Source organism: Pseudomonas sp. HLT2-19-2 (assembly GCF_054898005.1).
In genome coordinates, this window is sequence record NZ_CM142712.1 from 5,655,228 (window position 1) to 5,672,601 (window position 17,374).

Annotated in this window: 14 protein-coding genes; 12 read left to right on the forward strand and 2 right to left on the reverse strand. The window is 60.1% G+C overall.

The window, feature by feature from the left end:
- Positions 1-28: 28 nt before the first annotated feature.
- The 4 genes from ACYZTU_RS26655 (at position 29) to rarD (ending at position 4,892) form a co-directional block, all read left to right on the forward strand.
- Positions 29-793 (forward strand): TOBE domain-containing protein, encoded by a 765-nt coding sequence (locus ACYZTU_RS26655; protein ID WP_461966726.1) that lies wholly within the window; start codon positions 29-31, stop codon positions 791-793.
- Positions 794-851: 58 nt separating this feature from the next.
- A complete protein-coding gene (locus ACYZTU_RS26660) occupies positions 852-2,753 on the forward strand; it encodes a PhoX family protein (protein ID WP_461966728.1) in 1,902 nt (633 codons plus the stop codon).
- A 114-nt stretch (positions 2,754-2,867) separates the two neighbouring features.
- On the forward strand, positions 2,868-3,842 hold the full coding sequence (locus tag ACYZTU_RS26665; RefSeq protein ID WP_461966730.1) for a serine/threonine protein kinase: 975 nt from the start codon (positions 2,868-2,870) through the stop codon (positions 3,840-3,842).
- 162 nt (positions 3,843-4,004) lie between these two features.
- Positions 4,005-4,892 (forward strand): EamA family transporter RarD, encoded by an 888-nt coding sequence (rarD, locus tag ACYZTU_RS26670; protein WP_461966732.1) that lies wholly within the window; start codon positions 4,005-4,007, stop codon positions 4,890-4,892.
- Between the two features lie 215 nt (positions 4,893-5,107).
- On the opposite strand, the gene ACYZTU_RS26675 is transcribed toward rarD, so the two are convergent.
- Entirely contained in the window at positions 5,108-5,626 is a 519-nt protein-coding gene (locus tag ACYZTU_RS26675) for a glycine cleavage system transcriptional repressor (protein ID WP_007947710.1), read from the reverse strand.
- 479 nt (positions 5,627-6,105) lie between these two features.
- On the opposite strand from ACYZTU_RS26675, the gene ACYZTU_RS26680 reads away from it, so the two are divergent.
- Positions 6,106-8,283: a malate synthase G gene (locus ACYZTU_RS26680; RefSeq protein WP_461966734.1), complete on the forward strand. Its 2,178-nt coding sequence runs from the start codon at positions 6,106-6,108 to the stop codon at positions 8,281-8,283.
- A 67-nt stretch (positions 8,284-8,350) separates the two neighbouring features.
- Here ACYZTU_RS26680 and ACYZTU_RS26685 read toward each other — a convergent pair whose 3' ends face one another.
- Positions 8,351-8,800 carry a response regulator gene (locus tag ACYZTU_RS26685; protein ID WP_461966736.1) on the reverse strand — a complete coding sequence of 150 codons (450 nt, stop codon included), beginning with the start codon at positions 8,798-8,800 and terminating at the stop codon, positions 8,351-8,353.
- Positions 8,801-9,066: 266 nt separating this feature from the next.
- On the opposite strand from ACYZTU_RS26685, the gene ACYZTU_RS26690 reads away from it, so the two are divergent.
- The 7 genes from ACYZTU_RS26690 (at position 9,067) to ACYZTU_RS26720 (ending at position 17,354) form a co-directional block, all read left to right on the forward strand.
- On the forward strand, positions 9,067-11,001 hold the full coding sequence (locus ACYZTU_RS26690) for a putative nucleotidyltransferase substrate binding domain-containing protein (RefSeq protein ID WP_461966738.1): 1,935 nt from the start codon (positions 9,067-9,069) through the stop codon (positions 10,999-11,001).
- Positions 10,998-11,705: a 3'-5' exonuclease gene (locus tag ACYZTU_RS26695; protein ID WP_461966740.1), complete on the forward strand. Its 708-nt coding sequence runs from the start codon at positions 10,998-11,000 to the stop codon at positions 11,703-11,705. The genes ACYZTU_RS26690 and ACYZTU_RS26695 overlap by 4 nt, the downstream gene beginning before the upstream one ends.
- A gap of 227 nt (positions 11,706-11,932) precedes the next feature.
- The gene (locus ACYZTU_RS26700) at positions 11,933-12,451 is read left to right on the forward strand and encodes an RNA polymerase sigma factor (protein ID WP_461966742.1); all 519 of its coding nucleotides are present in this window, start codon (positions 11,933-11,935) and stop codon (positions 12,449-12,451) included.
- Complete coding sequence (locus ACYZTU_RS26705) at positions 12,448-13,419, forward strand: FecR domain-containing protein (protein WP_461966744.1); 972 nt, start codon at positions 12,448-12,450, stop codon at positions 13,417-13,419. Before ACYZTU_RS26700 ends, ACYZTU_RS26705 begins: the two co-directional genes overlap by 4 nt.
- A gap of 127 nt (positions 13,420-13,546) precedes the next feature.
- On the forward strand, positions 13,547-15,976 hold the full coding sequence (locus ACYZTU_RS26710; RefSeq protein ID WP_461966745.1) for a TonB-dependent siderophore receptor: 2,430 nt from the start codon (positions 13,547-13,549) through the stop codon (positions 15,974-15,976).
- A 71-nt stretch (positions 15,977-16,047) separates the two neighbouring features.
- Positions 16,048-17,178, forward strand: coding sequence for a PepSY-associated TM helix domain-containing protein (locus tag ACYZTU_RS26715; protein ID WP_461966747.1), 1,131 nt, complete (start codon positions 16,048-16,050; stop codon positions 17,176-17,178).
- Positions 17,175-17,354: a hypothetical protein gene (locus ACYZTU_RS26720; RefSeq protein WP_461966749.1), complete on the forward strand. Its 180-nt coding sequence runs from the start codon at positions 17,175-17,177 to the stop codon at positions 17,352-17,354. The genes ACYZTU_RS26715 and ACYZTU_RS26720 overlap by 4 nt, the downstream gene beginning before the upstream one ends.
- Positions 17,355-17,374 lie beyond the last annotated feature (20 nt).

Below are 17,374 nucleotides of genomic sequence, written 5' to 3' on the forward strand. Positions count from 1 at the left end.
CCATCGCCACAGCCCAAAGCGTCTTGCCATGTCCTTGCCTACGTTGTTATCCCAGCACATCGCCCGTCGTCCACAGCGCATCGCGTTACTGCAGCACATCGCCGAACAGGGCTCGATCACCCGCGCCGCCAAAAGCGCGGGACTGAGTTACAAAGCGGCCTGGGACGCCATCGATGAGTTGAACAACCTCGCGCAAAAGCCGTTGGTGGAGCGCAGTGTCGGCGGTAAGGGCGGTGGCGGCGCCAAACTCTCCTGCGAAGGCGAGCGCGTATTGCGCCTGTATCAAAAGCTGCAAGCCTTGCAGGCTCAGGTGCTGGAAGCCGCAGAAGATGCCAGCGATCTGGACCTGCTCGGTCGGCTGATGCTCAGAACCAGCGCGCGCAATCAATTGCACGGCAAGGTTGTGGCGATCGAAGCCCAGGGACGCAACGACTGCATTCGACTTGAACTGCCTGAAGGCTTGACCATCGATGCGCAGATTACCCACGACAGCACTCTGCGGCTGGAATTGGAAACCGGCACCGAAGTGGTCGCCCTGATCAAGGCTGGCTGGCTCGACCTGCTGGGTATCGAGGACGACGCAACGCCGGGACACAATTGCCTGGTGGGCATCATCGAAGAAATTCTCGACGCCGAGGACGGCCCCAGCGAAGTACGCATCGGCCTGCCCAATGGCCAGACACTCTGCGCGCTGGCCGAACCGCTGCACTTGAAAACCCTCGGCCTCACCGCCGATAAACCGGTGCGGGTGCAGTTCGCGCCTTCCAACATCTTGCTCGGTACACCGCTCTGAAACATTAGCGTCATTAACGCGCTTTAAGGTGACTGCAAAAACCCGCAGGGAGCCTGATGTGAGCCTATTAGAAGACAACCAATCCACCGACCTCGAGAAAATGGTCGGCCTCAGCCGTCGAGGCTTCATCAGCGCCGGTGCCCTTTGCGGTGCAGCGATGTTCCTGGGTGGCAACCTGCTGAGCCGCAGCGTGCTGGCCGCCAGCGTCAGCGCCGGCTCCAGCAAACTGTTGGGTTTTGACAGTATTTCCGCCGCCACCAGCGACGCCATCAGCCTGCCGCCAGGCTACAAATCTTCGGTGTTGATCAGCTGGGGGCAGCCTCTGCAGAAGAACGGCCCGGCGTTCGACCCAAGTGGCAACGGCACGGCCGAGCATCAGGAAATCCAGTTCGGCGATAACAACGACGGCATGAGCCTGTTCGAATTCCCCGATGACAACAACCGGGCGCTGATGGCGATCAACAACGAATACACCAACTATCGCTACCTCTACGCTCACGGCGGCATGCCGCAGTCGGCTGCAGACGTGCGCAAGGCGTTGGCCTGTGAAGGCGTGTCAGTGATCGAAGTGCAGCGCAAGAACGGCCAGTGGCATTTCGTCGAGGGCTCGCGCTACAACCGGCGCATTCACGGCAACGCGCCGATCAGCCTGAGCGGCCCGGCCGCCGGCCACGAGCTGTTGAAAACCAGTGCCGACCCACACGGCAAGAACGTCCTTGGCACCTTCCAGAACTGCGCCAACGGCAAGACGCCGTGGGGCACATATCTGACCTGCGAAGAAAACTTCACCGACTGCTTCGGCAGCAGCAATGCCGAGCAAAAGTTCGACGCCGCGCAGAAACGCTACGGCACGGTGGCGGCCAGCAAAGAGATCAACTGGCACCCGCACGACGAGCGCTTCGACCTGGCGAAAAACCCCAACGAACTCAACCGGCACGGCTGGGTGGTGGAAATCGATCCGTTCGACCCGCAATCGACGCCGGTCAAACGCACCGCGCTGGGTCGTTTCAAACATGAAAACGCCGCCCTTGCCGAAACCAATGACGGTCACGCCGTGGTGTACATGGGCGACGACGAGCGCGGCGAGTTCATCTACAAATTCGTCAGCCGCGACAAGATCAACCACAAAAACCCCAAGGCCAACCGCGACCTGCTGGACCACGGTACCTTGTACGTGGCGCGTTTCGACGCGGGTGACGGCAATGCCGATCACCCGAAAGGCCAAGGCGAGTGGATCGAGCTGACCCACGGCAAAAACGGCCTCGACGCCGGCAGCGGCTTTGCCAGTCAGGCCGAAGTGCTTATTCACGCGCGCCTCGCGGCCACGGTGGTGAAAGCCACGCGCATGGACCGTCCGGAGTGGATCGTCGTCAGCCCCAAGGATGGCCAGGTGTATTGCACGCTGACCAACAACGCCAAGCGTGGCGAGGATGGCCAGCCGGTGGGCGGACCCAACCCGCGCGAGAAAAACGTCTATGGGCAGATTCTGCGCTGGCGCACCGACCGTGACGATCACGGTGCCAAAAGCTTTGCCTGGGATCTGTTCGTGGTCGCCGGTAACCCGGGCATCCACGCCGGCACGCCGAAGGGCGGTTCATCGAACATCACGCCACAGAACATGTTCAACAGCCCGGATGGGTTGGCTTTCGATGATGCCGGACGGTTGTGGATTCAAACCGATGGCGACTCGAGCAATGCCGGTGATTTCGCGGGCATGGGCAACAATCAGATGCTCTGCGCTGACCCGGTAACCGGGGAGATTCGGCGCTTCATGGTCGGGCCGGTGGGCTGTGAGGTGACGGGGATCAGTTTCTCGCCCGACCAGAAGACCTTGTTTGTCGGGATTCAGCATCCGGGGGAGAACGGCGGGTCGACGTTCCCTGAGCATCTGCCGAATGGCAAGCCGCGGTCTTCGGTGATGGCGATTTCCCGGGAAGATGGCGGGATCGTCGGCGCCTGATCGGACCTCTTGATGATCGTTCCCACGCTCTGTGGGAACGATCCCACTAAAGAAGCCCCGTCTGCGCTACCATGCTTGGCCGGACGCGGCAGCCTGCCGCGCGCAGGAGTCAGCATGGCCCACCCGTTTGCAACCCTCACCCCAGACCTCGTGCTCGATGCCGTCGAAAGCATCGGCTTTCTCAGCGACGCGCGCATTCTGGCGCTCAACAGCTATGAGAACCGTGTCTATCAGGTCGGCATCGAAGACTCCGAGCCGCTGATCGCCAAGTTCTACCGTCCGCAGCGCTGGACCAACGAAGCGATTCTCGAAGAGCACCAATTCACCTTCGAACTCGCCGAGTGCGACGTGCCGGTGGTCGCGCCGATGATTCACAACGGTGCCAGCCTGCATGAACACGCCGGTTTCCGATTCACCCTGTTCCCCCGCCGTGGTGGCCGTGCGCCAGAGCCTGGCAATCTCGATCAGCTGTATCGCCTGGGGCAACTGCTCGGTCGCCTGCACGCCGTCGGCGCTACAAAGCCGTTCGAACACCGCGAAGCGCTGGGCGTGAAGAACTTCGGTCATAACTCGCTGACGACATTGCTCGAAGGCAATTTCATACCGCGCAGTTTGCTGCCAGCCTACGAGTCAGTGGCCCGCGACCTGCTCAAGCGTGTGGAAGAGGTCTACAACGTTACGCCGCACAAGAACATCCGCATGCACGGCGACTGCCACCCCGGCAACATGATGTGCCGCGACGAGATGTTCCACATCGTCGACCTGGACGACTGTCGCATGGGCCCGGCGGTGCAGGACATCTGGATGATGCTGGCGGGTGATCGTCAGGAATGTCTCGGTCAGTTGTCGGAATTGATGGACGGCTACAGTGAGTTCCACGACTTCGATCCGCGGGAACTGGCGTTGATCGAACCGCTGCGCGCCTTGCGCCTGATGCACTACAGCGCCTGGCTCGCCCGCCGCTGGGACGACCCGGCATTCCCGCACAGTTTTCCGTGGTTCGGCACGGAGCGATATTGGGGTGATCAAGTGTTGGCGTTGCGCGAGCAATTGGCTGCGCTCAACGAAGAGCCATTGAAGCTTTTTTAATGTCAAGATCAAAAGATCGCAGCCTTCGGCAGCTCCTACACGGTGTACGCAATCACTCTGTAGGAGCTGCCGAAGGCTGCGATCTTTTGCATTCAGAAGCGACACGTCTATACAACCGCCTTACAATTCCCTCTTTGTTAGCTGCCTAAGCAAGGATTCTGCATGCAAGCCGCCAACCCGCGTCGCGGGTACATCCTGGGCCTGAGTGCCTACATCATCTGGGGACTTTTCCCGCTCTACTTCAAAGCCATCGCCAACGTGCCCGCCGTGGAGATCATCATCCACCGCGTGCTCTGGTCCGCGCTGTTCGGCGCCTTGCTGCTGATGGTGTGGAAACATCCGGGCTGGTGGCGCGAGTTGCGTGACAACCCGAAACGCCTGGCGATCCTGGCCCTGAGCGGCACGCTGATTGCGGCCAACTGGCTGACCTACGTCTGGTCGGTGAACAACGGGCGCATGCTTGAAGCCAGTCTTGGTTACTACATCAACCCGCTGGTGAACGTGCTCTTGGGCATGTTGATCCTCGGCGAACGACTGCGGCGCATGCAATGGCTGGCGGTTGGACTCGCGGCGATCGGCGTTGCGCAACAGGTCTGGCAAGTCGGCAGCCTGCCGTGGGTGTCCCTGGTGCTGGCGCTGACCTTCGGTTTTTACGGACTGATCCGCAAGCAGGCACCGGTCAAAGCGTTGCCGGGGCTAGTGGTGGAAACCTGGATGCTGGTGCCGATTGCCGTCGCGTGGTTGCTGTTCAACCCCACCGCGAGCAGCGCTCAAGCCGAATTCTGGACCACGTCCGAAGCCTGGTGGCTGGTGGCCGCCGGTCCGGTGACGTTGGTGCCGCTGGTGTGTTTCAACGCCGCTGCACGGCATTTGCCTTACACGACGCTGGGATTTCTCCAGTACTTAGCGCCGACGTTGGTATTGCTGCAAGCCGTTCTGCTGTTTGATGAACACTTGTCATCCAGCACCCTCGTGGCGTTCATCTTTATCTGGGCTGGTCTGGCGGTTTACAGCGTCGATGCGGTGATAAGTATGCGTCGCCGCCGCTGATCAAAAAACGTACAAATCTCCACGGGCCACGTTCTATGTGGCCTGTATCGATCCTTCCCAAGGTTATCCACAGCCTGATCCCCGGCGTTTGTGCGCAACTTGTTGAAACTGCTGGTTTTTTGATCAGAATCTGAAGAGCCCCGGCCGACGGGGCCTGGCGGGCTGTCTCTACAGGTTATCCACAGGCAGGTGCACGTATAACTTGGATAACCTCTTCAGGGTTCACTGCGCAGTACCAATTCGACCATCAAATCGTCCGCCAGGGTTTCCAGTCGCGATTGCAGCACGTCCAGAGACAGCGTCAGCGGCACGGCGAGAATCGCTTCAGCGTGAAACAAAGGCTCGCTGCTCATCGGCGCCGGACGTACTTCGGTCACCAGACGCTCCAGGTTCACCCCCTGCTCACTCAGCAGACGCGTGATGTCGCGTACGATCCCAGGGCGGTCATTGCCCACCAATTCCATGGCAATCGGTTTCCAGGTGCACGATTGCTCGATGCCGCTTTCGGCAATCAGCACGCGAATGCCATGAGCGGACAACGCCTGTAGGGCATCCACCAGTTCATCGTAGGCCTCGGCCGGGACGCCCACGCGAAGAATCCCGGCGAACTGCCCGGCCATGCGTGACATCCGACTTTCCAGCCAGTTACCGCCGTGCTCGGCGATGCACTGGGCGATGCGCTCGACCTGCCCTGGCTTGTCTGGAGCGAATACAGTGAGTACGAGGTGGTCCATGGCGCAGCCCTCTTGTCATGACTTTTGTTATAGAAGACCAAGTATAGGCAAGGGGCGGGAATCGGCTCGGAGCCTCGGAAAACCAAAGCGCCATAGCAGTGAACCGAAGATTATGTGTACAAGTTTTTATATTTAACTGGAACAATCTAATGGTTTTTTGAGAACATCCCGCTCCCCGACGTGACCGCAATGCGTCATGGGGTCGCAGTACGACGTAATTGGTCTAATTTTCACAACCGCATTTCATCATGTAGTATGCCGCAGCGCGCACTACATAACGTTGAATCGATGTCTGCCACAGGCACAGTCGCAACCCTGAAAGCCCCGTCAGCAAGGCATCCAAGCCGTTGATTGGACCGAACCCAGCCGCCCGAACGGGCATGTACTGGCAGACGGGTTTGTGGTTTAAATGGCCAGAGGCTTCATTGTCAAAATTGAAGAGCTGAAAAGCAAAATAGCTGAGCAGAGTGAGGCAAGCAATGACTGAACACGTTCAAGTCGGGGGCCTGCAGGTCGCCAAAGTCCTGTTCGACTTCGTGAACAACGAAGCCATTCCCGGTACCGGCCTCACCGCCGATAAGTTCTGGGCCGGTGCCGACAAGGTCATTCATGACCTGGCGCCGAAGAACAAAGCCCTACTCGCCAAACGCGATGATATCCAGGCTCGTATCGATGGCTGGCACCAATCCCGTGCCGGTCAACCACACGACGCCGTGGCCTATAAAGCCTTCTTGCAAGACATCGGTTATCTGCTGCCAGAAGCGGCTGATTTCCAGGCAACGACGCAAAACGTCGATGACGAAATCGCCCGCATGGCCGGTCCGCAGCTTGTGGTTCCGGTGATGAACGCCCGCTTCGCGCTCAATGCCTCGAACGCCCGCTGGGGTTCGCTGTATGACGCGCTCTACGGCACCGACGCCATCAGCGAGGCTGACGGCGCGGAAAAAGGCAAAGGCTACAACAAGGTTCGCGGTGACAAGGTCATCGCCTTCGCCCGCGCCTTCCTCGATGAAGCGGCGCCGTTGGCTGCCGGCACTCACGTCGATTCCACCGCCTACAAGATCGTTGACGGCAAACTGGTGGTCGCCCTTAAAGGCGGCAGCAACACCGGCTTGCGCGATGATGCCCAACTGATCGGTTTCCACGGCGATGCAGCTGCACCGACCGCGATCCTGCTGAAGAACAACGGCCTGCACTTCGAAATCCAGGTCGACGCCAGCACCCCGGTCGGCCAGACCGACGCTGCCGGTGTCAAAGACATCCTGATGGAAGCCGCGCTGACCACCATCATGGACTGCGAAGACTCCGTCGCCGCCGTCGATGCCGATGACAAAGTGGTGATCTACCGCAACTGGCTTGGCCTGATGAAGGGCGATCTGTCGGAAGAAGTCTCCAAGGGCGGTCAGACCTTTACCCGCACCATGAACGCCGACCGCACTTACACCGGTGTCGATGGTAAAGAACTGAGCCTGCACGGTCGTTCGCTGTTGTTCGTGCGCAACGTCGGTCACCTGATGACCATCGACGCAATCCTCGACAAGGATGGCAATGAAGTGCCGGAAGGCATCCTCGACGGTCTGGTCACCAGCCTTGCGGCGATCCACAGCCTCAACGGCAACAACTCGCGTAAGAACAGCCGTACTGGCTCGGTCTATATCGTGAAGCCAAAGATGCACGGACCGGAAGAAGCGGCGTTCACCAACGAGCTGTTCGGTCGCATCGAAGACGTGTTGGGCCTGGCGCGCAACACCCTCAAAGTCGGGATCATGGACGAGGAGCGTCGTACCACGATCAACCTCAAGGCCTGCATCAAGGCCGCCAGCGAGCGTGTAGTGTTCATCAACACCGGTTTCCTCGACCGTACCGGCGATGAAATCCACACCTCCATGGAAGCCGGCCCGATGGTACGCAAGGCCGACATGAAGGCTGAGAAATGGATCGGCGCCTACGAGAACTGGAACGTCGATATCGGTTTGAGTACCGGCCTGCAAGGTCGTGCCCAGATCGGTAAAGGCATGTGGGCCATGCCGGACCTGATGGCAGCGATGCTCGAACAGAAAATCGCTCACCCGACGGCCGGCGCCAACACCGCTTGGGTTCCGTCGCCGACCGCTGCTGCGCTGCACGCGCTGCACTACCACAAGGTCGACGTGTTCACCCGTCAGGCCGAACTGGCCAAACGTGCGCGCGCTTCGGTGGATGACATCCTGACCATTCCGTTGGCCGTCAATCCAGACTGGACTGCCGAGCAGATCAAGAACGAACTGGACAATAACGCCCAGGGCATTCTCGGTTACGTGGTGCGCTGGATCGACCAAGGCGTCGGTTGCTCGAAAGTGCCGGACATCAATGACATCGGCCTGATGGAAGACCGTGCGACGCTGCGGATTTCCAGCCAGCACATCGCCAACTGGCTGCGCCACGGCATCGTCACCGAAGATCAGGTCATGGAAAGCCTCAAGCGCATGGCGCCGGTGGTTGACCGTCAGAACGCCAACGACGCGCTGTACCGTCCACTGGCTCCCAACTTCGACAGCAACATCGCCTTTCAGGCGGCGGTCGAACTGGTGGTCGAAGGAACGAAGCAGCCGAACGGCTACACCGAGCCGGTTCTGCACCGTCGTCGTCGCGAGTTCAAGGCTGCCAATGGCCTGTAACTGAGCGCTGACGCCGGATAAAAAAAAGCCCTGATCGAGAGATCAGGGCTTTTTTGTTTCAATTCGATTACTGCACATCCATTCCCAACTCATGCTTGACCAGCGCCAACAGCTTGCCGGTATCGACAGGCTTGAGCAGGAAGTCGACCACGCTCAAATGCATCGCAGCGATCGCATCTTTCACGTCGGCGTCACCGGAAACAATGATGATCGGCATTGCCGCCCGAACCGACTCACGCACCTGGCGGATCAGCTCCAGACCATCGACAGTTCCCATCCGCAGATCGGTAATCACCAAGCCAATCGATGGCTTCTCGTCCAACATCTTGAGTGCAGTTTCACCACTGGCGGCGGTCATGCAACGAATACCGTCCAACGCAAGAATCTCCGACAGCAGCTCACGCGAGTCTTTATCGTCATCGACGATCAGCACCCGCTGCGGCGGCAGGTCAGGTTCCTGCATGACCGCAATCAGCGCCTCGCGCTCGGCGTCACTCAAAATATCGTGGTCGGACATGGCTTTCTCTGCGTTTTCAATTCAATTGCCTATCACTTCCGTGTGACATCACCCAGCAGACCTTCAGGGTGCACTTCGTCGGAAATTTTTCCTATAGCCAATGCAGGAGGTTTTTCCCACAGTTGCGTCAGACATTTCCCAAATACCGACAGCCTCCCTGCCTACCTACCTACCTAGACTTACGTCCAATGGGCACCCTGCACGCAGGGGGCGACCATGAGTAGTCATCCGACAACAACAATTCAAAAAAGACTGCGGTGTTAGTTATGAGTAAAGCGGACGCCTTCACACAGGCAGGGAAAACCGCGGTGTTGCAGAACATCCAGGGCACTTTGCAATTCCTTCAGCGCTTCCCGCCCTTCAATCAAATGGAACACGCCCACCTGGCGTACCTGGTCGAGCAATGTCAGCTGCGTTTTTATGCCCCTGGCGAGAGCATCATCAAGCCCGCCGACGGCCCGGTTGAACATTTCTACATCGTCAAACAAGGCCGGGTCGTGGGTGAACGTCCCCACACGGCCAAGGGCGGGACCGAAACCACCTTCGAAATCACCACCGGCGAGTGTTTCCCCCTCGCCGCGCTGCTGGGGGAGCGTGCAACCCGCACCGAACACCTCGCGGCCGATGACACCTTTTGCCTACAGCTGAACAAGCTGGCGTTCATCAAATTGTTCGCACTTTCCAACACGTTTCGCGACTTTTCCCTACGCGGCGTGAGCAGCCTGCTGGATCAGGTTAACCAGCAAGTCCAGCAAAAAGCCGTGGAAACCCTCGGCACCCAGTACTCGCTCAATACCCGACTGGGCGAATTAGCCATGCGTCACCCGGTGACCTGCAGCCCGGCCACGCCGCTGCGTGAAGCCGTGACCCTGATGCACGAGCAGCAGGTCGGCAGCATCGTGGTCGTGGACGAGCAGAAAGCGCCGCTGGGGATTTTCACCCTGCGCGACCTGCGCCATGTGGTGGCCGACGGCACTAACGACTTCAACGAAACCATCGAACGGCACATGACCCAGGCGCCGTTTTTCCTGTCGCCGGACCACAGCGCCTTCGATGCGGCGATTGCCATGACCGAGCGGCACATCGCCCACGTGTGCCTGGTGAAGGATCATCGCCTGTGCGGCGTGGTCTCGGAACGTGATTTGTTTTCCCTGCAACGGGTCGATCTGGTGCATCTGGCGCGGACCATCCGCAGCGCCCAGCGCGTAGAAAACCTGGTGGCGATGCGCGGCGAAATCGGCCAACTGGTGGAGCGCATGCTGGCCCATGGCGCGTCGTCGACCCAGATCACCCACATCATCACCCTGCTCAACGACCACACCGTGTGCCGGGTGATCGAGCTGACACTCGCCGAAAAAGGTGACCCCGGCATTCCGTTCAGTTGGCTGTGCTTCGGTAGCGAAGGTCGCCGCGAACAGACACTGCACACCGATCAGGACAACGGCATTCTGTTCGAAGCCCGGGACGCGGCCCATGCCGCCGAAATTCGCGGAAAACTGCTGCCCATTGCCCAGCAGATCAACCAGAGCCTGGCGCTCTGCGGTTTCACCCTGTGCAAGGGCAACATCATGGCCGGCAACCCCGAACTGTGTTTGTCTCGGGCCGAATGGGCGCGGCGTTTTGCGGCGTTTATCCGCGAGGCAACGCCGGAGAACCTGCTGGGTTCGAGCATTTATTTCGATTTGCGCGTGGTCTGGGGGGACGAGCAAGGCTGCGAGCAGCTGCGTCAGGGAATTCTCGATCAGGTGAATGACAATCGGCTGTTCCAACGGATGATGGCCGAGAACGCCCTGCGCAATCGCCCGCCCGTAGGACGTTTCCGTGAGTTCGTACTGGCTCGCAAGAATGGCGAGAAAGCCACCCTGGACTTGAAAGTCCAAGGGTTGACGCCTTTTGTCGACGGTGCCCGACTGCTCGCGTTGGCCCATGGGATCGAGGCAAACAATACGCTGGAGCGCTTTCGCCAACTGGTGGAAAAAGAAGTCATCGAACGGCTGGACGGTGCGGCTTACGAAGAGGCTTATCACTTCATCCAGCAAGCCCGCATGCAGCAACATCAGCTACAGACTCGGGAGAACTTGCCCTACTCCAACCGGGTCGATCCGGATAGCCTCAATCATCTGGATCGACGGATCCTGCGTGAATCCCTGCGCCAGGCACAACGCCTGCAAAGCAGCCTGGCCCTGCGGTATCAGCTATGAGCCTGTTTTCATGGCTGCGCCCGGTAGGTCCGAGCCTTCCCGGCGAACTTCAACAACGTCTGCAACGCTTGCCCTTGGCGGCAGAGCTCGGCGACTGCAGCCTGCGCGAACAGCGCTGGGTAGTACTCGACCTGGAAACCACCGGGCTGAACCTGAACAAGGATCGGGTGTTGTCCATCGGCGCGGTGGTGATCGAGGACGGCGCGATCGATTTCAGCCAGCAGTTCGAACGCACGTTGCAATGCGCCGACATGAAGCTGGCACCCAGCGTGTTGATCCATGGCCTGGGGCCGAGTGCGATTGCTGCTGGCAGCGATCCGGCTCAAGCCCTGGTCGAATTCATGGAGTTCGTCGGCAACAGCCCGGTGCTGGCGTTTCATGCGCCGTTCGATCAGCACATGCTCGGCCGCGCGCTAAAAGACCATCTGGGCTACAAGTTGCAGCATCCGTTTCTGGATGTAGCGGACATCGCGCCGCTGCTTTGCCCTCAGGCGCACATTCGCGATGCCGGGCTGGATGAGTGGATCAACTGGTTCAAACTGGAAGTGTTCGAGCGCCACAATGCCAGTGCCGATGCGTTGGCCACCGCTGAGCTGGCGTTGATTTTGTTCAGCCGGGCGCGGCAGTTGCAGATCCATAGCCCGTTGAATCTGCAGCAGCGGATGAATCAGTGGAAGCGGCGACAGCGAGCACCTTCTTTCTAAAAGACACCGCAATTCTTTGTAGGAGCTGCCGAAGGCTGCGATCTTTTGATCTTAAAATCCAAAGTCAAAGTCAAAAGATCGCAGCCTTCGGCAGCTCCTACAGGGGTTTTGCGCCAATACACCGACGTTAGCGGTCACCCGACCAGCGCCAATTGCTTACCTCCCCCGCCTCTGCCACAATCGCGAACAATTCTCGTTACTTAACACTTCCCAATCGGTGATGCTGCGTGTCGTCAGTCCAAAGCCCTCAAAGTGAGCTCGTTGGTGCGTTGTATCGCGACCATCGCGGTTGGCTATTGGCTTGGCTGCGACGCAACGTGGCCTGTCCGCAACGAGCCGAAGACCTGAGTCAGGATACTTTTGTGCGCTTGCTGGGGCGTGAAGAGCTGAAGGCGCCGCGCGAGCCACGCGCGTTTCTGGTGGCGATTGCCAAGGGTCTGCTGTTCGACTATTTCCGCCGCGCCGCGCTGGAGCAGGCCTACCTCACGGAACTGATGCTGATCCCTGAAGGTGAACAACCGTCGGTGGAGGAACAGCAGCTGATCCTCGAAGACCTCAAAGCCATCGACCGTCTGCTCGGCAAGCTCTCAAGCAAGGCCCGGGCGGCGTTTCTCTATAACCGTCTCGACGGCCTCGGTCACTCAGAAATCGCCGAGCGTCTGGGTGTGTCAGTGCCGCGAGTTCGTCAGTACCTGGCCCAGGGCATTCGTCAGTGCTACATCGCTTTGTACGGTGAGCCGGTATGAGTCCGGCCAGCTCCAAACCCGTCTCGGCGCAGGTGCTGGATGCCGCGATTGCCTGGCAATTGTCCCTGGACGCCGGCAACCCGGTGGAGCGCGAAGAGTTCGCCAAATGGCACGCCGCCCACGAAGAACATGCGCGGGCCTGGCGCCAACTGGGCATGCTCGACCAGCGCTTCAGCGTTGCCAGCGGCCCGGCACGCACCGCGTTACTGCAATCGCGGGAGAGTATCCGCCGTCGAGTGCGCAAACTCGGCAGCGGCGTGGCCAGCATCGTCGCGGTGATCGGGTTGGCGCTGTTCGCCGGTGATCGTTATCTGCAGATCGACTACTGGCTGGCCGACCAGCGCACCGCCACCGGTGAGCAACGCACCCTGCGCCTGACCGACGGCACGCTGATCAACCTCAATACCCACAGTGCCGTTGATGTGCGTTTCGATGAAACGCAGCGACTGATCATCCTCCAGGAAGGGGAAATCCTCGTCGAAACCGGCCACGGCGATGCCCGGCCGTTTATCGTCGAAACCCGCGAAGGCAGCCTGCGCGCACTGGGGACAAGGTTCCTGGTCAAGCGCGAAGAACAAGGTACGCGCCTGAGCGTGCTGAAATCGGCGGTGGCGGCCCATCCCGAGTCGAGTCCTGAAGAACAGATTCTGCGTGAAGGCCAACAAGTCCTGATGCGCAGCAATGGCCTTGAGCCGATCGTCGCGCTCAACCTCGGCGCCGATGCCTGGACCCGCGGCATGCTGGTGGTGGACAACACGCGGCTGGAAGACCTGGTCCATGAACTCGGTCGCTATCGCCGCGGGCATTTGGGTGTTGCACCCGAGATTGCTGACTTGCGAATCACCGGCAGCTTCCCGCTGCATGACACCGACAAGGCGCTGAGCGCGCTGTTGCCGACTCTGCCGGTGCAGATCGAACAGCACACGCCGTGGTGGGTGACGGTCGTGGCGAAGACTGAGACTAAATGATCGTTCCCACTCTGCGTGGAAACGATTCACTTACTGAATCGAAATTATTTTCAATCAGCCCTATCACTTTTGAATTCTCGTTCGGCACCTAGGCAATTGAGAAATATTTTCATTCAGGAGCCGCCGTATGTCCCGTTCGCTAGACACCTTGTTGCGCCCCAGTTTGCTGGCAATCGCCATTGCCCTTTGCGCCCCTCTGGCCAGCAGTCCGCTGATCGCCGCTGAACAGGCGTCCAGCGTTCGCGCCTACAACCTGCCGGCCGCGCCATTGGCCAGCACCCTGAACCAGGTCGCCAGCCAGGCGGGCCTGGCGCTGTCGTTGAGTCCTTCACTGGCGGCGGGCAAGACCTCGGCACCGGTCAAAGGCCAGTTCGACGCAGCCGGCGCCCTGCGCGAAGCCTTGCGCGGTACCGGTCTGCAACTGGAACAGAGCAGCGCTGGCACCTACAGCCTGGTGGCCGTGCCCGAAGGCGTGATGGCCCTGCCGGAAACCGCCGTCATTGGCGTTGAAAACACTGAAAGTGCCTGGGGCCCGGCGGAAGGTTACCTGGCGACCCGCACCGCCGCCGGTACCAAGACCGATACCGCGCTGGTCGAAGCGCCGCGCTCGATTTCGGTCGCCACCCGCGAGCAAATGGACGACCGCAGCGTGCATAGCCTCGATGACGCGGTGCGCTATATGCCCGGCATCGTCGCCAGTAGCTACGGCAGCGACACCCGCTCCGACTGGTTGCGCGTGCGCGGTTTCGAACCGACTCAATTCCTCGATGGCCTGCCGCTACCAAAAGGCGTGTACGCCAACCCGAAACAGGAAACCTGGAACCTGGACCGCCTCGCCCTGCTGCGCGGCCCGGCCTCGTCGGTTTACGGCCAGACCCCGCCAGGCGGCTTGCTCGACATGGTCAGCCGTCGCCCCAGCGCCGAGTCGAACAATGAAATCCAAGTGCAATACGGCAGTGACAACCATCGCCAGATCAACTTTGCCAGCACCGGCAAGATCGACGATGAAGGCCAGTTCCTCTACGGTCTGAGCGGTGTGGTGCGCGACAGCGGCACGCAGATCGACCACGTCGACAACAAGCGCTACAACATTGCGCCAAGCCTGACCTGGAACATCGACGAAGACACCCGGTTCACCCTGCTCACCCAGTTCACCCGCGACGATACCGGCATCACCAGCCAGTTCTTGCCGGTGCAGGGCACCAAGATCCATTCGCCCCTCGGCAAGATCTCCCATCACAAGAATCTGGGCGACCCGGACTGGGAATTCTACGACCGCACCTACTACGCACTGGGCTACGCCTTTGAACATCGCTTGAACGATGTCTGGCAGTTCAAGCAGAACCTGCGTTACACAAAAACGGACCTGTCCTTCCAGGTCCTCACCCCCGGCGCTTATCCGTTCACCCAAGTCGATGCCGAGGGCAACGTGGGTCGTTCGAGCACCAGCGTTGACGAGGACATCAGCCAATTCGCCGTGGACAACAACTTCCAGGGCGACTTCGCGACCGGCGACCTCCGTCACACCCTGTTGATCGGCCTCGATCACCAGCGCACCAACACCCACTACACCTCGATCTTCGGCGACGGTCTGACCACCAACGTCAACAACCCGATCTATGGCCAGCCAATCGCTCGTCCGCCACGCTCGGCGGCGTTCTACGATTACGACCAGAAGACCTACCAGACCGGTCTGTACGTGCAGGACCAGATGGCCCTCGACCAATGGCGCCTGACGTTGGGGGGTCGTGAAGACTGGGTTCACACCAGCACCCAGTTCTTCAACAAGGGCGACGCCACCAACACCGAACGGGACAAGCACTTCAGCGGCAACGCGGCGATCAGCTATGTGTTCGACTCAGGCTTCGTGCCCTACTTGTCCTACGCCGAGTCGTTCCAGCCGACCAGCAAAGCCACGGCATCACCGACCGATTCGTTCAAGCCGACTGAAGGCAAGCAATGGGAACTGGGCATCAAGTACCAACCGCCTGGCAGCAGCACCCTGCTGACCGCTGCGGTCTACGACCTGACCCAGAAAAACGTCTCCGTCACCACGACCAACTCGAACAACGTTTCGATCACCAGCCAGACCGGTGAAGTGAAAGTCAAAGGTCTGGAGCTGGAAGCCGTCTCCGACGTGACCGAGAACCTCAAGGTCATCGCCGCTTACACCCTGGCCAAATCCGAAGTGCAGAAAGGCGACTTCAAAGGCAATCGCCTGCAACTGATGCCCAACCAACAGGCTTCGCTGTGGGCCGATTACACCTGGCACAACGGCGTGCTGGATGGTTTCGGCATCGGCGCCGGCGCTCGTTACACCGGCAACACCTACGGCGACCAGGGCAACACCTCGCTCGGCAAGGCTGACGCCTACACCGTGTTCGACGCCGCTGTTCATTACGACCTGGGCCGTCTGGACAACAGCCTGAAAGGCGCCTCCCTGGCACTGAACGCCACCAACCTGTTCGACAAGGATTACATCTCTACCTGTGACAGCTTCTATTGCTACTACGGTGACCAACGCAGCGTCGTCGCCAGTGCAACTTACACGTGGTAATTGCCTGACCTGACACGCCAATGACCAAGCCGTCCTTTGAGGACGGCTTTGGTCTTTCTGAAGGCCAAGAAATGAAAAGTAAAACAATTCGCCGCTGGTCCTTCGTCCACACCTGGACCAGCCTGATCTGCACGGTCTTTCTGCTGTTGCTGGCGCTGACCGGCTTGCCGTTGATCTTTCACCACGAAATCGACCATCTGCTGGGCGATGCCGCTGAATTGACGGCAATGCCGGCGAACACCCCGCAGCTGAATTTGCAGCAGTTGGTGCAGGCGGCTGAAGAACACCGGCCCGGCGAGGTCATGCAGTATTTCGGCTTTAACGAAGATGAGCCCAACGCCACGATCACGATCATGGCGGCCACCGCCGGCACTGAACCAAACTCGTCTCACACCTTCATGCTCGACGCCCGCACCGGTGAGGCGCTGGAGATGCCGTCGGCCAACGGCGGTTTCATGATGTTCATGCTACGCCTGCACGTGGACATGTTCGCGGGCCTGCCGGGCAAATTGCTGCTGGCGTTCATGGGCATTCTGTTCGTGGTGGCGATTGTGTCCGGGACGGTGCTGTACCTGCCGTTCATGCGCCGTTTGAAATTCGCCACCGTGCGCCAGAACAAATCCACTCGCCTGCGCTGGCTCGACCTGCACAACTTGATCGGCGTGGTGACCTTGAGCTGGGCCTTGGTGGTCGGCGTCACCGGTGTCATCAGTGCCTGCGCCGACCTGTTGATTGCGGCGTGGCGCAACGACAGTCTGAGCGCGATGATCGCGCCGTACCGCGACGCACCGCCCCTGACACAACTGGCGCCCGCGACCCGTTTGCTCGACATCGCCAAGGAAGTCGCACCGGGCATGCAGCCGGACTTTATCGCCTTCCCCGGCACACGATTCTCCAGCGAACACCATTACGCGGTGTTCATGAAAGGCAGCACCCACCTGACCTCGCACCTGCTGACACCGGTGCTGATCGACGCCAGCACCCTGCAAGTCACCGCCGTGGCCGAACGACCGTGGTACATGGACGCCATGGGCATGTCACAACCGCTGCACTTCGGCGATTACGGCGGCATGCCGATGAAAATCCTCTGGGCGAGCCTGGATGGGCTGACCATCATCGTGCTCGGTAGCGGGGTTTACTTGTGGGTGGTGCGGCGCAAGGCTGCGAAACCTGTGCTCGAGAACGCGGAGCGTCCAGCATGAGGCCACGCCAGTCGAGTTTCTGGAAGGTCTTCTCCACCCCCACGGTTATCGCCCTGCTCAGCACCGCGGGGCTGTTCGCCGCCTTGCTGGGCGATGGCGTGTGGGACGCCTTGAGCTGGCTTGGCCTGGGTGTTCCCGCAATCCTCGCCCTGCGCGGCCTGCTGCAACGCCGCTGACTGAGCAGCGGATCAACGCG